The organism is Paenibacillus sedimenti (genome assembly GCF_014534655.1).
GTDB lineage: Bacteria > Bacillota > Bacilli > Paenibacillales > NBRC-103111 > Paenibacillus_E > Paenibacillus_E sedimenti.
Genome location: NZ_JACVVD010000001.1, coordinates 39,912 through 54,217, shown reverse-complemented (window position 1 = coordinate 54,217; position 14,306 = coordinate 39,912). Strand labels below are relative to the sequence as shown.

Below are 14,306 nucleotides of genomic sequence, written 5' to 3'. Positions count from 1 at the left end.
CAGTTTATAGTCAGTTGTTCCCTGGATCTATGTGCGAGAGAACTGGACATTATTAATGTAGAACGTAGCTGGATTGGTAACACTGGTAAACCTAACTATTTGCCACTTTGTAAAATCTACCCCGGTCATCGTGGCTAAATTCAAAGAAACATGTTTCCAGGATCCATCGGAAGGCGTTTGTATGTTTATGGTATAACCATTCGTCCCATCGCCAACATACATGGTAAGCGTGACGCCTCCGGCCCCTCCTTTCACCCAAAAGTCTAACGTATTGTAAGCAGATACGTCATGTGCGGCCCAATCATTCGAATAAAAAGCCCCGTTCCAGCCGCTTCCTGCATAGACAAACTTCTGAGAAGCGACACCTGTATTTCCGGGTACAACCGTAGCGTCAGTACTTGCTGTTAGATTATTAGAATTGCTATAATTTACAGCATATGGCTTACGCTTCAATTCAAGCGACTTGGCACCAAAGGAGATCGTATAATTGCCGCCTGCATCAGGTTGAATGACTTGACCATTTTGTACAACCTGATAACCATCCCCGTTCTTTAGCTTCACCTTTAGATTGATATTGTTGGGGAAGTAGGCTGGAACGTTCCAAGTATAACTCGTTCCAGTTGAAGTCGCATTTGGTGTAAGGTTTTCGATTGTTTTCTGCGCTCTCCAGTAGCCGCTTACCGCCCCGTAAGGAGCGATCCAGATGCTGGATCGTTTGGTATCCAAATAGTTAATCAATAAATTCATCTGATCCAGTGGCAAGGAAGTAGCAGCACCACCAACATCATGTGCCGTAATTACTGTCCAGGCACCTTGGCTTATTGCATTATCTACCCAACTCTTGTAGTCCGTATTGAAGCTTCCCTCTTCCCATGTAAACTGGGAAGAGATATTCATCCAATCGGGGGTGTCTGATGGTTTCATATAGTAAGTTCCGTTACCCCAACCCCCTCTTGCTGAAAGGTGCGTATCTTTCAGGTATTTGACGAGATATGGATCATTATTCGTGTAAGGATAGGCATAAGTTACAACTGGTGTGCCCATCGCTTGTGCAATCTCTGTTTGAGCTGCGACAGTTTCATCATAGCCTAAAGTATCGTCATAAGTCCTTTGATAGGGTTGGGTTGGATTGTCACTTGGTTCATAGTGATGTTTGGAATGGTTTCCAATTTCATGGCCAGCCAAGGGGAGCTTTTTCCAATCCTCTTTTCGGCTACCCGTTATTGCAGTTTCCGTTATAAAAAACGTAGCCTTCATACCTTTTGCATCTAAAGCCGGGACCGCATAATCAAGCTGCGAATCAACACCATCATCAAAGGTAAGAGATATTGCTGATTGCGCTCCATTCCAGGGCACGACTGTTATTTGTGGTCCAGTGTAGTGATCTACGTATGAGAACTGAACGTTATTAATATAGAACGTCGTATTAACAGTACTCGTATTACAGGTAAATGTAATTGTTTTCCACTTAGTAAAATCAACCCCGGTCATAGCAGAGAAATCAATGGAGACGTGCTTCCAGGATGCATCAGAAGGAGTTTGTATGTTTGCTGTATAACTATTAGTCCCATCGCTAACATTCATGGAAAGAGCTACAGCTCCAGCTCCTCCTTTTACCCAAAAGTCTAAAGTATTGTAAGCAGATACGTCATGTGCGCTCCAATCCGTGTAATAAGCCCCGTTCCAGCCACTTCCTGAAAAGACAAATTTCTGGGAAGCGACACCGGTGCTTCCAGGTACAACGGTGGAATCACTACTTGCAGATAGATTATTATTACCACTGTAATTCACAACATATGGGGCTGATGGTGCTGCTGATGCAGTCTGAGACACATTCGGTATTTGAGATAAAAGAATGAAGAATGCGATGATTATTGAAAAAATTCTTTTCATTTGATGTCATTCCTTTCGTTGTGCGGTTTCGGCCCGAGTGATTCCAGGATATTGCGTTATTAATGGCGGTTTGAATTTCTTGTCCGTCAACATTTTGATCTTTCTCAGTTTTGTATGCGCTTACACATTGCGCTAATTCATATTTTCACCATCCTTTTTTTATTTTGGTTCAGTAAGCCCCCGATACGATTCCTGCACCTCCTTGGTGTACCGGATTCATTTCGTATTATAATGAACAACCCGGAAATATTGAATTCGATATCTTTCGATAAATATTCGAAATCTTCGGAGACACACCCCCCGGCAATTCTCCAATGATTATTTAACGATAATTTTCAGGGTATTTTCAATCACAAAGCTCTGGTAAAACTCTGACGCACCGATACTAAACATGAGTAAAAGACCCGCAGAAGTTGACAACCTGCGGGTCTTTACTAACTTTTTCTCGTCGAGTGTTCAGTTTTCGTTTCTTGTTATGAACTCGCTTTTGCCAAAATCATCTCTTTCATGGATGCTCAGCTTAATCAATATAAGGGTTTACGCGACATTGTCTCTGAAAACTAAGCGGATGCAGCCTTTCAAGAAGAACTTGGAATCACCTCCATCAGGTGAGCTACGTACCGGAAAACAAAGGCCGGAGTCAAACTACATTTGCGGGTAACCTTCAGTTGAACCTGAAACCATTTATCTTGAAAAAGCAGTCCTTACCTCAGCTAAACCGCTGGATCGCACCCAAATGGATAAGTTGATCGATGAAACAGGCGCGACCTACGTATTTGACCGTGGTTAATCTAGGAAGTTACTGCAACGCTATTTATAATACGTATCGTACGATTTTTGATAAATTTCCAGATACCTGTTTAATTTCAATCCTTCAAAGCCTTTCAAATAAGCGTCCCAGTCGCTGTCCATTTTTTTGCTGCCCGTTATGAACTGCACCGTGTTGGATTCAATATAATCATTTATTTGTGCCCTTAACTGTGCCGCTTCGATTGCATCGTTCGATTCCATAAACATATTCAAAGGGAACCGTTCTTTGGGTTCTTTACCCTTGTAGTTTTTAAGCGTTTCCATATATAAACGGTGCTCGTATCCATTATCATCATATGGATTGTCAGGAACGGCCCAAGATTCGCGAAGGTCTCTATTCCGATAGAGAATGCCCATTTGGCTCCAGCTTACATTTTGTGTTCGGTGTTCCCAAAACTCCGGCTTTAAAAAATATTTGGCTTGTCTTCCGTGCTCATCGATTTCTCCCGTCTTTCCCTTTCTCCACCACAAACCTTCGGGTCCCCACTCGTTGAAAACAGCCGCCTCTTCCGAATACAGATAATCAGCCAGTTTCATCGCCGCCGCTTGTTCGGTTTCCGTCGCTTTATCGGTTATCGCAAATTGTCCGTTACCCACAGAATTAAAATAGCCGGCCGCTTGAAATCCGGAAGGTCCTGTAAGCGGAGGCACGGTAACATATTCTTTATGTCTTGTTTCTCCCGGTTTTATGCTGAAGGCCTTGCCGATATGTCCCACGGTAGCGCTTCCAATCATATGGGTCTCGGGCCGATTTGCCAAATGCCACAAAGCGTCCGTAGTTTGGGTAAAGCTTGCGGGATCGATCAAACCTTCACTGTAAAGCCTGTTTATATATTCCAGGCCCTTCTTCCATTCAGGCTGCGCAGCCGCCAGTTTTATTTTCCCATTCTGCATGTAAAAGTAATCTTGTTCATTGTCGTAAATGAAAGCACTCATAAGAAATCCGGTTATTTTCGTGTACCACCCGTCATAAGCACCGATCAAAGGGATTTCGTCCTGTTTTCCGTTGCCGTTCGGATCCATAGTTTTAAAAGCCTTTAATACCTGATAAAATTCCTCTGTCGTTGTCGGTACCTGCAAATGTAATTTTTTCAGCCACTCTTGATTGATCCAAAGTTTTTGCGCATACCAACAATGAAGACACTCGTTGACGGAAGGAAGCGCATAAATATTTCCATCCGGAGCGGTAATTGCTTTCTTCAGTTCGGGGGTTTTTTGAAAGGCTTTTTTGATCTCACTGCCATATTTTTCGATCAGATTGTTTAAAGGTATCAACTTGCCTTGCCGGCCATACTTTAACTGTTCATCCTGCGTAAAATTGCCGCTTAGAAAAACAGCCGGATAATCTCCGCTAGCCATTACAATTTTTTTCCGTTCGTTCATGATCGATTCCGGCACTACTTCAAATTCAAATTTAATATGCAAAGTCTTTTCCAAATGCTTCGTAAACACATTTGTGGTTACATCCTTAATATCCGGTGGAGGGGAAACAAACACTGACAATTTAACGGGTTGATCAGTTAGCCCGGTTATCAAATCCTTTTGAGATCGGCATGCCGGCAACAAACTTGCAGCGACAAAAAACAAAGTCAGCATCATAAGCAATTTTCTCAATCAGGAACACCTCCTGATGTTATTCGTTTTGGTTTTAGATTGCGAAAGTCGACCGGCGAAATTCCTTCAATTCTTTTGAAAACACGGCGAAAAGTAACCGCATTCGTATAACCTACTTTGTCTCCTATCTCTTGAATGGAGCTTTTGGTGTTCGATAACATATGTTTTGCATGTTCCACCCGCACCATCGTCAAAAAATCCAAAAAGTTTTCTCCAAATTGTTCTTTGAACAATTGGCTTAGATATTTTGCATTTACTTGAAATCTTTCGCTCAAATAATCAAGTGATAACTCCGGATTATAAAAATGCTCTTCAATATATTTTCTGACTTCTTTCAATAACTGGTGATAATTTCGCTCCTGCCGTAATGCTACAATTCGATTAGAGAAAGTATGTAAAGCAAGGAACAACCGATGCTGGATTTGTTCTGTGGTTTCGAAGTATTTCACACTTTCATGCAAGTGGGGCAAGACTTCATTTTTCCATATTTCAAGGTATTCTTTTGACGCTTGCGACATTTGCAGATCCAGGTTATACATGTAATAATTCAAAAGGTCGATAATTTCGTCCTTCGTTTTAAAGTAGAGCCTTATTTCATTGAAAATAGCCGCGAATTTATCTTCCCAATCATCCGCCATTAACCGGTAAGAATCGACCGCGTCGTGGATTAAACGTATTGATTTATGAGATTCCTTGTTTGATTGATTTGGTGTTTTTCCATATAGAATGATTCGGTTATTTCCTAAAACCGGCTTGTATTTCAATGATAAATAAGCTTGATTATTCGAATGTGAAATATGCAAAAGACTCTCTACTGGCCCCCCTATTCCGATCGTGACGGTAAAGTTTAAATTATGTTTGACCCACTCAATTATTTTTTCACAAGTCGGAGTCATATCGGAAATCGGATCCGGCAAGAATACGATTCCGGTTAATTGATGATTTGAAGTCCATTCCGATCTAATGGCGAAAGAATGATTGTTCATGATTTCATTAACCACACTGCTGATCACAAATTTAAATAAATACTGGTCATGCTCCTGGTATAGAGAAAACGATTCTCTATAATAATCGATCTCAATAATCATAACCTGTTGTCTGTTGCAATGAGCCGGCAGATTCATTCCGATATCATCTTCATCGGGAACGCTCTTACATTTGCCTGTGATTAATTCGTTGAAGATATTTTTTCTTTTGAGGTGAGCGATTTCTTCAAATTGTTTCTCAAATAACTCGGATTTTTCGATAAAGTTATCGATGGCGGAATGAATAAATGTAAATTCATCCGATTCAATACTTTTTAACGAATCCCTTTGTTTGAACACGTAAGCATCAATTCGAGAAATGATCTCCGTTAAAGGTTTATAATTTTTTCTGGTCACATAAACAATCGAAACAATGCCTGAAATGAAAACCAGAACACCGAGTCCAAACCAAATGCTCGAAAAAGTTGAAACAATCCCCACAAGCATCCCATTATTTAAACCGCTTTCCATTTTCCATCCGGTATATTCGGAGATCACGCTGGAAAGCGGCTTCTCATTTCCGGATGAAAGATCCTGATTGGTAAGAAGAACATTTCCATTACGGTCCTTTAGGGATACGAACGTATTCTTAACGTTATACATTCCATTCATTTTAGCTTGAAACGTAGCGGTACTGATATTCACAACCAGGAACCCTTTTGTCCCATCACTTATGGGAGCTTCACGAACCAAGCTAATTACATTTTTATAGTCTTGATCGGAAAATTCCCTATATTGCCTTAAATTTGTCCACTGTGATAGATGCGAATTCCGTTCGAGTTCCTGAACAAATACATGATCTCCGAATTCCTCCACTTGATGGAAGACATTGCTGCTATATATGAATCGGTCATGAAGACGAACCAAATAAATGGAATCAATCAACGGCATTTCCTGCTTTAGCTCTTGTAATCTTTTAGCCACTTGGTAGTTTAGATAGACGTTATGATCGTCAATTTCTTCAAAAAATTGTAGGATCAACTTATTTTTTAAAATTTCATTAATGATCGATTGATCTATAGTTTTAAGGGAAATATCGATCGACTGCATCAATTGTCCGGCAAAAATTTTATTAGCTTCCACCGCATTCTTCTTGTTGTGTTCAATTAATGTTTGAAAAAAAACAAAAAATATAACCGTGAAAATAATTATAAAGATTGGAAGATAGGACCAAACCATTCGACGAAACCAGGTTTTGTTCATTTAAATTCACCCAATCCGGAATAATTCTTACACAAAACGATTCTAAAGCGTTTACAATTTGTGATTGCGACGATAAACTTTATAATTCGTGATGAATTTAAAGGATTCTGACTATATTTTTCGAAATTACTGAGTTTTGATCAAATATTTTCAAATCATGGAATGGGAGTGGGATCAATCCATTTTGATGAGCTTCGTTAATAAACCTCTCGTTATTTTCTGTACTCGTATAAATTCCAATTGGTCGATTACTTATCATATTATCGCACCAATAACATTCATCTCCAGTTATCACATAGTCGTTATTATCCAATTTAAAATATACAACAGATGAACCATTGCTATGACCGCCTATAACTTTGAATCTGAATAAGTTATCGTAAATATATTCATTTTCTACGGTCACAACATTGCACTGGAGTAGTTTTTCTTTAATGGATTGCGAGCATTTTTCTAGTGCGATGTCATAGTCGAGTTTAGAGATAATGATTTCAGGTGTATCAAACAAGTCAAGATTATCAATGTGATCAAAATGACTGTGAGTAATAATTACCGTATCAACGAAGTTTAAGTTGTCAATTATGTTCCTTAACTCGGTTTCAACGCCTGTAAAAGTAATACCCCATTGATTTGCAACAGTCTCATCGCGAAAACCTGTATCAATGAAAATCGTTTTATCATTATGCTTGGCAATATAATAAGACCACGATATCTTGACTATTTCTTCTGAATTATTCATGTCACGGTATATATTTCTTGAGTGGAACAAAGATTCGCCTACTTTAACAGCATACAGTTCCATTCGATTGGCTCAGTCCCTTCCTCTAGGTTATTATTATTATTCTCCTGACATCGGAATAACCCTTTTATCTGTTCGTTGCTGTACCACATCAAACAAGGTGAACCTTATCATATAGAAAAACTAGATCATTGCGGGGGACGATAGTGCAGTAAGACGTGATATAACGTCAGATTTATCCCGGCCCCCGCAACTTGCTGCGAACCTCAAATGTGACTCATTCCCCATAATAGAGCACTCCCGATCCTAATAACGAATATTAATTCGAAAGAAAACAGGAAAGAGCCCATATAAATAGGCTCTTTCCTGCTTTATCTTTATTCGTTCCAAAGCTTGATTCTGTCTTTAACCATTTGCGTATAGGTTTGATTTAATTTCTGGACACCCGCTTTATCCAGATCCTTCATGAAAGCATCCCAGATCGCATCGAACTGGTCCGGCTTTGCAAGAATAGCTTCCGGAACTCTTTTCTTCATGATGTCCTGCGTTTTTTGGAATATGACGTTCGCTTCAGAGCCAGTTTCGGTACTCATTGTCCAAACTGCACCCCAAGGCTTAACAGGGAACTCTTCTTTTTTCGGGAACAAATCTAAATAAGTTGAAACTTTGTAAGCCGCGAGCGTTTCTTTATCAGCTTTGCTGTACTGAGCCTGTACTTGTTCGGGGAAGTTGGCTGTGTAATAGTTGCCGCTTGGATCCTTCACGCCATCGCCGTAATTGGCAGAGAGTTGAACGTAGTTGCCTATTCCCGTTGATTTCTTAAAGTTATTGGCGTCGTTAGTTTTCTTCTCGAGAACGTCGGCCGGAATGACACGTTTGCCATTCTCCACTTTATAGTGAACACCTTCTATCCCCCAGTTAATCAGAACCTGACCTTCATCCGAAGCCAAGTAATCCAGGAACTTGATGAGACGGACTGGGTCCTTCGCGCTCTTCGTAATACTTACACCTGGACCTGCCAAATAACCTGTGTCTTGGTAACTGTGGTCTTTATAAGTATCATTCAAAGTAACTGGAAAATGCGCGTAAGTCTGATCGAACTTCCCTTCTTTTTTAAGCGAATTTTCCGCTTCCTGATAGTCCCATTTTTGATCGATAATGCCCAGAACGCGACCTGTAGCAATTTTCGCTTTATATTGGTCGTATTTTTGTACAAAGCTTTCAGGATCCAGCAAGCCGATGTCGTTCATGTGATTCAACCAACGGAAGTATTCCTTCTCTTCTGGACGAAGGTAATGCAGCTTTGCTTCATACGTTTTTGGATCGATGTAGAATTCTCCATCATCCGGAGCTCCAGTAGTAAGAAAAGCTGGATTTGTTGTGGAAATTAATATTTGCCACTCGCCTGCGTTGAGAGACATTCCAATAGTCGGTTTTCCGTCCGCAGTAGTCGGATGCTTTTCCTTGTATGCTTTAATGGCTGCCTCATAGTCCTTCACGGTTTTGATTTGCGGATAGCCAAGCTCTTTCAACACTTGATGCTGAAGTTTGAAGCCGCTGCCAGCGTCGAAATGCGTATGGTTTACACCGGGAAACGGAAGTGTGTAGATCGCATGGTCGGAATTGCTCCAGCGAAGGCGCTTCATGTAATCGCCGTACACTTTTTTGATATTCGGGCCGTATTTATCAATCAGCGGCGCCAGATCGACTAGCGCTCCCGCATCAACCAGCTTGCCTGCGCCACCGATAACTAAATCCGGATAATCATTGCTCGCAATCATGAGCGCGAAATATTTTTGCGGGTCGCCGCCCTCTACAGAAAACTCCTTTTTGAGTGTAATCCCGGTTTTTTCCTTGATGGCTTTACCTACGTCGCTCTGCATATCGTCCCAGTTCGGATCGAAGGGTCCTCCTGTTGCCAATCTTACTATCATGGGAGTAAGATCAGCTTTAGAATCAGCTTTAGCCGTTGGTACATCACTTGTTGTCGGTTTTGTTTGCGACGAATTGGTGCAGCCAGTTATCGCCAATAAAGTGCTTACAATCAGTACGCTGGATATTTTTGCAACTTTCCCTTTCATCTTTTGTTGCCTCCCTTTATTTTCATTTAATGATATATAAACAGGTTCCCTGCAAATACCTAATTAACTCTTGACAGCGCCGAGCGTTATGCCTTTAACGAAATATTTCTGTAAGAAAGGGTATACGAGCAAAATCGGCATGGTTACGACCATGGTAATCGCCATCTTGATCGAATCCGGAGATACGGCGGCAATCGATTGTTGACTGTTGCTGTTGATACTTCTATAATCGGTAGCCGACTGAGTCGATTGAAGCACCTTAATCAGCTCATATTGAAGTGTCGTATTTTGCGGTTTCGATGCATTGTACAGGTACGTATCGAACCAAGAATTCCAATGTCCGACTGCGACAAACAGGGCAATGGTCGCCAAAACCGGCTGGCAAAGCGGCAGGATAATCCTCCAGAAGATCGTATAATCATTGGCTCCGTCCATTTTAGCCGATTCTTGAAGTGCAATCGGAAGTCCGTCAATATAGGAGCGGATGACGAATACGTTAAATACGCCCAGAATGCTCGGAATGATGTATACCCAAAATGTACCTATCAAGCCAAGACTTCGAATCAGCAAATACCCGGGAATCAAACCGCCAGAGAAGTATAAGGTCAGTGCGAAAAGCACGGAAAACAATCGTCTCGCCTGAAATTCACGCCGGCTTAATGTATAAGCCATCATGGAGGCTGTCAATACTCCGATGATCGCGCCTACCACAGTTCGGATAACAGAGTTGCGGAAGCCGATCACCAAACCTTCAAATTGAAATATAGTTTCGTAGTTTTTCAACGTAAATTGTCTCGGCCAAATCGTCAACCCTCCCTTGACGGTGTCCATAGAATCGTTTAACGAAATGGCCAACACATTCAGGAAAGGATAAAGCGTTACGATCAAAACGATCATCATGATCAGATATAATAAGGTATCGAATATCCGGTCGGAAATATTCTTTTGTACCAAGCCTTGCATCGAACTCACTCCTAAATGATCGTTTCTTTCGTTACTCGTTTGTAAATGCCGTTAGCTGTAAAGACAAGAATGATACTGATTACCGAATTGAAAATCCCGATTGCCGTTCCGTATGAATAGCGGGATAACCCGATACCATAGTTTAAGGCGTATAAATCCAGAACTTCCGAGTAATCCGAAACTAGAGGGTTGCCTAGCAGAAATTGTTTCTCGAACCCGATGCTGATCAGGTTCCCGATGGACAAGATGAACAGCACCATGAAAGTAGGACGAATGCCTGGTAAAGTAATATTCCACATGCGTCGAAACCTTCCAGCCCCATCCACGGTTGCGGCTTCGTATTGCTCCGGGTCGATTCCAGCCATAGCCGCTAAAAAAATAATGGAGTTCCACCCTGTCTCTTTCCACATATCGGATACCGTGACAATTCCCCAAAACCATTCGCCTTTCGCCATAAACTGAATCGGTTTATCGATAAGATGCAATGACATAAGCAGTTGGTTGACTGCTCCACCATCCACGGATAACATCTTCGTAATCAGTCCGGCTACAACAACCCATGAAACGAAGTGAGGCAAGTACGAGATCGTCTGAATCGATCTTTTGAACAATCCTCCCCGAAGTTCATTGAGCAGCAATGCAAATATAATAGGAACGGTAAATCCGACGATCAGCCCCATCACGCTCATGGCCATCGTGTTGCGAAGTACATGATAAAATCTTTCATCTGAAAATAATTCTATGAAAGTTCGGAGACCGACCCATTTTTGATCCAGAATCGATTTCCCCGGCTTGTAATTTTGAAAAGCAATCAGCCATCCCCATAAAGGTACATAGTTGAAAGTGATGAGCCAAATGACGAACGGGACTGACATAAAATATAAGTAGCGCTGCTGAAGCATGGTATACCAAAAGCGATGCTTGCGCTTTTTCCCCTCCGCTGGTCGAATGATCCCTGTTGTAAGCGATTCCATTTGTGCCCTCCTATTTCATTTCTCTCATGTGTCTATCATAATCGAAACGACTTCCCATCTAACACCCGATAAATTCATCTTAAAATCATATAAAAATTAGCGCTCTCATAACGTGAAAATGAAAGAAGGACATACCTGCACCGGACCCTTCAACCCGGTTAATCAGGATGAGATAATCATCTTCAGAATAATAAAGGGGGTTCTCTCATGGACAGCAATCAACACCATGGAATTGCAAAATTGACAGTTAAAAATATTAGGATCTACGGCCAAGCTTCATTTTTCCATAGAAAAAAAAGAAAGGGCTTTTGCCCCCTCCATATTTTCGTTCATATTGTCGAATTAGACCGATAATAAGTCAATCGATACGCAGTCGGAGATAAGCCTGTCGATGATTTGAATAATTTGGATAGATAGGAGATGTCGGGAATGCCAACTTTGGCGCCGATTTCCGCCAGCAGGAGGTTTGTCGAGGTCAACAGCCACTTCGCTTCTTCTATCCTTTTTCTGTTCACGTATTGGATCGGAGATGTGCCAAATTGCCTTTTGAACACGCGGATAAAATAATTGGGATGCAGGTGGGCGCGTTCCGCCAGTTCGTCGATCGTTAAGTTTCGATAGTAGTTAAGATGAATGTGCTCGATGACGGCTTGAAGCGGCTCGGACACTGCAGCGGGTTCGACGCCGGCCCTGCCAGCCGCAGCATGCTCGACATAATACGCAATCAACTTCAGCATGGCCGCTTTTATCAGCAGGGGAGCGGATAGGGACGTACCGGATTCGCAGGCAAGCAGTTCGCGAAAAAGACAGTGCGGTTCGCCGCCGGCCCCCGGTTCGAGAAATACGGGGACTTTCAACAAATTGAACAGATTGTTTTCCCCAACCTTTGCCGTAAAATGGCACCAATATTTCGTAAAGCGCGGGCCGTCCGTATAAGAGTAAGATTGCTTCACTCCTTGCGGCATCAGGAACCATTGTCCTGGTTTAGGCATATACTCCGTATCGCCGATTTTCAACCATCCTTCGCCGTCGCAAATCAAATAAAATTTATTATAGTCCGGTGTGTAATCGAGGTCCCGCCAGTCGGACCAAACCTGGTTATGTCCCATTGCGGTTACGTGAACCTGAAGGTTATCGAGATAAAGCCGGATCAGTTGTTGTTGGGCGTTGTCCATGGGTAATCACCGAATATGGTAAGATAGATAGTTTTATACAACAGGAAGTTAGGATTCTATATTCATGAGTATACCACAATACTGCTAGGATAAGGCTGTAGCAAAAAAATAGGAGGTCTGGTCCGCATGGTTAAGGCGCACATCGCCAAGGGTCCTTTCGAACCCACATTTGAATCGCTAAGGAAATTCGAGTGCCCGGAATGGTTCCGGGATGCTAAGCTCGGCATATGGTCGCACTGGGGCGCACAATCGGTGCCAATGTACGGGGATTGGTATGCCCGGAACATGTATTACGAAGGTTCCGAGCAATACCGGTACCATATCCGCCATTACGGACATCCGTCAAAATTCGGCTACAAAGATATCGTTCAGCTGTGGAAAGCGGAGAAATTCGATCCGGAATCGCTGATGGACCTGTATGTGGCTGCCGGTGCCAAATATTTCGTCGCACAGGCGATGCACCACGACAACTTCTTCAACTACGATTCAAAAATCCACCGCTTTAATTCGGTCAACATGGGGCCGAAGAAAGATATCGTTGCACTGTGGAAAGCCGCCGCTTCCCGCCGGGGACTGCCCTTCGGGCTGACCGAGCATCTGGGAGCGACGTTCAGCTGGTTTCAATTCAATAAAGGACAAGATAAGGAAGGCCCTTACACGGGCATCCCTTATGACGGAAACGATCCCGAGTACGAGGATTTGTATTTGCCGAACCGCGAGCATTATCACCCGGACAAACAGCAGTGGGATCCGAAGGATCCCTGGTATACATCCAACCCTTGGTGGCATCAGCGCTGGTTCGACATCATCAAGGAAGTCATCGATCTGTACCAGCCGGATCTGCTGTACTCCGACGGCGGGCTGCCGTTCGCCAGCTCCTGGGATAAAACGGACGTCTCCTTCGAGGACCCGTCGTTCGCAGCCGGACTGAATGCGGTCGCGCATCTGTACAATACGAGCGCTGCGGCAAGCGGCGGTGTGAATCGCGCAATCTATAACCAGAAAGACCGCAGACAGGACATTTACCGCATCGGCATCCTCGACATTGAGCGCAGCCAGGAGCCGGACATCAAGCCTGACCCGTGGCAGACCGATACGTGTGTCGGGGATTGGTTCTATAATGTGAAAACTGTCTATAAGAAACCAGGGCACGTTATCGAAATCCTGGTCGATATCATTGCCAAAAACGGCAATCTGCTCCTCAATATTCCGCAGAAGCCGGACGGTACGATTGATGACGAGTGCACGTATATCCTGCAGGAAATGGCCAAATGGATCCGCATTTGCGGGGAAGGCGTGTACGGCACTCGGCCATTCCGCGTTTCGGGCGAAGGCCATTCCCGCGTCGTCATTGATCATTTCAAGGAAGACAAGGTTGAATGGAACTCCGGCGACTTCCGTTTCACACAAAAGGGAAATACTCTTTACGCATTCCAGATGCGGTGGCCGGAAGATCAACGTGCCGTCATACGTACATTGACTCAGACAGACAAAGTGGAATCCGTCCGGCTGCTTGGCGTGGGCGAAGTACCGTTCGAACAGCCGTACGGAGCGCTCATCGTTTCGCTGCCGGACCGGCAGCCGACGCCGTACGTCAACTGCCTGGCAATCGAACTTAAGCCGTAAGTGTTCGACAATCGGATAAGAGGCTACCCGTTAATGACAAAAGAGGGCAACCCTCACTCCAGGAAAAATAAACCGCTCCGAAGAGCGGTTTATTTTTCTTGGCTTTCATTTAATTAACTTTTAATATTTTCCACATTTGGTTATTTGCGTTGTTATCCGACCATTGAATAATTTGCGTTCGTTACTTCTATTCTTCGCTTTCG

General features: G+C 43.0%; 9 protein-coding genes. 1 reads left to right on the top strand and 8 read right to left on the bottom strand.

Annotated elements, in window-relative coordinates; genetic code table 11:
* Positions 1-27 precede the first annotated feature (27 nt).
* The 8 genes from ICC18_RS00170 to ICC18_RS00135 form a co-directional block, all read right to left on the bottom strand.
* Positions 28-1,893: a polysaccharide deacetylase family protein gene (locus ICC18_RS00170; protein WP_188172372.1), complete on the bottom strand. Its 1,866-nt coding sequence runs from the start codon at positions 1,891-1,893 to the stop codon at positions 28-30.
* Positions 1,894-2,703: 810 nt separating this feature from the next.
* Positions 2,704-4,317, bottom strand: coding sequence for an extracellular solute-binding protein (locus ICC18_RS00165; protein WP_188172371.1), 1,614 nt, complete (start codon positions 4,315-4,317; stop codon positions 2,704-2,706).
* Positions 4,314-5,813, bottom strand: coding sequence for a helix-turn-helix domain-containing protein (locus tag ICC18_RS00160; protein ID WP_188172370.1), 1,500 nt, complete (start codon positions 5,811-5,813; stop codon positions 4,314-4,316). The genes ICC18_RS00165 and ICC18_RS00160 overlap by 4 nt, the downstream gene beginning before the upstream one ends.
* 829 nt (positions 5,814-6,642) lie before the next feature.
* A complete protein-coding gene (locus tag ICC18_RS00155) occupies positions 6,643-7,347 on the bottom strand; it encodes an MBL fold metallo-hydrolase (RefSeq protein ID WP_188172369.1) in 705 nt (234 codons plus the stop codon).
* 314 nt (positions 7,348-7,661) lie between these two features.
* Positions 7,662-9,365 carry an ABC transporter substrate-binding protein gene (locus ICC18_RS00150; protein ID WP_188172368.1) on the bottom strand — a complete coding sequence of 568 codons (1,704 nt, stop codon included), beginning with the start codon at positions 9,363-9,365 and terminating at the stop codon, positions 7,662-7,664.
* A 63-nt stretch (positions 9,366-9,428) separates the two neighbouring features.
* Positions 9,429-10,328, bottom strand: a complete 900-nt coding sequence (locus tag ICC18_RS00145) for a carbohydrate ABC transporter permease (RefSeq protein ID WP_188172367.1) — start codon at positions 10,326-10,328, stop codon at positions 9,429-9,431.
* An 11-nt stretch (positions 10,329-10,339) separates the two neighbouring features.
* A complete protein-coding gene (locus tag ICC18_RS00140) occupies positions 10,340-11,302 on the bottom strand; it encodes an ABC transporter permease (protein ID WP_188172366.1) in 963 nt (320 codons plus the stop codon).
* 329 nt (positions 11,303-11,631) lie between these two features.
* A complete protein-coding gene (locus tag ICC18_RS00135; protein WP_188172365.1) occupies positions 11,632-12,477 on the bottom strand; it encodes an AraC family transcriptional regulator in 846 nt (281 codons plus the stop codon).
* Between the two features lie 126 nt (positions 12,478-12,603).
* Here ICC18_RS00135 and ICC18_RS00130 point away from each other — a divergent pair, with 126 nt between their 5' ends.
* The gene (locus ICC18_RS00130; protein WP_188172364.1) at positions 12,604-14,103 is read left to right on the top strand and encodes an alpha-L-fucosidase; all 1,500 of its coding nucleotides are present in this window, start codon (positions 12,604-12,606) and stop codon (positions 14,101-14,103) included.
* The last annotated feature ends 203 nt before the right edge of the window (positions 14,104-14,306 follow it).

Bases quoted from the DNA above. Each gene is read 5' to 3' on its own strand.
- ICC18_RS00155 (WP_188172369.1), bottom strand. From the start codon at position 7,347: ATGGAACTGTATGCTGTTAAAGTAGGCGAATCTTTGTTCCACTCAAGA.
- ICC18_RS00170 (WP_188172372.1), bottom strand. From the start codon at position 1,893: ATGAAAAGAATTTTTTCAATAATCATCGCATTCTTCATTCTTTTATCT.
- ICC18_RS00130 (WP_188172364.1), top strand. From the start codon at position 12,604: ATGGTTAAGGCGCACATCGCCAAGGGTCCTTTCGAACCCACATTTGAA.
- ICC18_RS00145 (WP_188172367.1), bottom strand. From the start codon at position 10,328: ATGCAAGGCTTGGTACAAAAGAATATTTCCGACCGGATATTCGATACC.
- ICC18_RS00150 (WP_188172368.1), bottom strand. From the start codon at position 9,365: ATGAAAGGGAAAGTTGCAAAAATATCCAGCGTACTGATTGTAAGCACT.
- ICC18_RS00140 (WP_188172366.1), bottom strand. From the start codon at position 11,302: ATGGAATCGCTTACAACAGGGATCATTCGACCAGCGGAGGGGAAAAAG.
- ICC18_RS00135 (WP_188172365.1), bottom strand. From the start codon at position 12,477: ATGGACAACGCCCAACAACAACTGATCCGGCTTTATCTCGATAACCTT.
- ICC18_RS00160 (WP_188172370.1), bottom strand. From the start codon at position 5,813: ATGGAAAGCGGTTTAAATAATGGGATGCTTGTGGGGATTGTTTCAACT.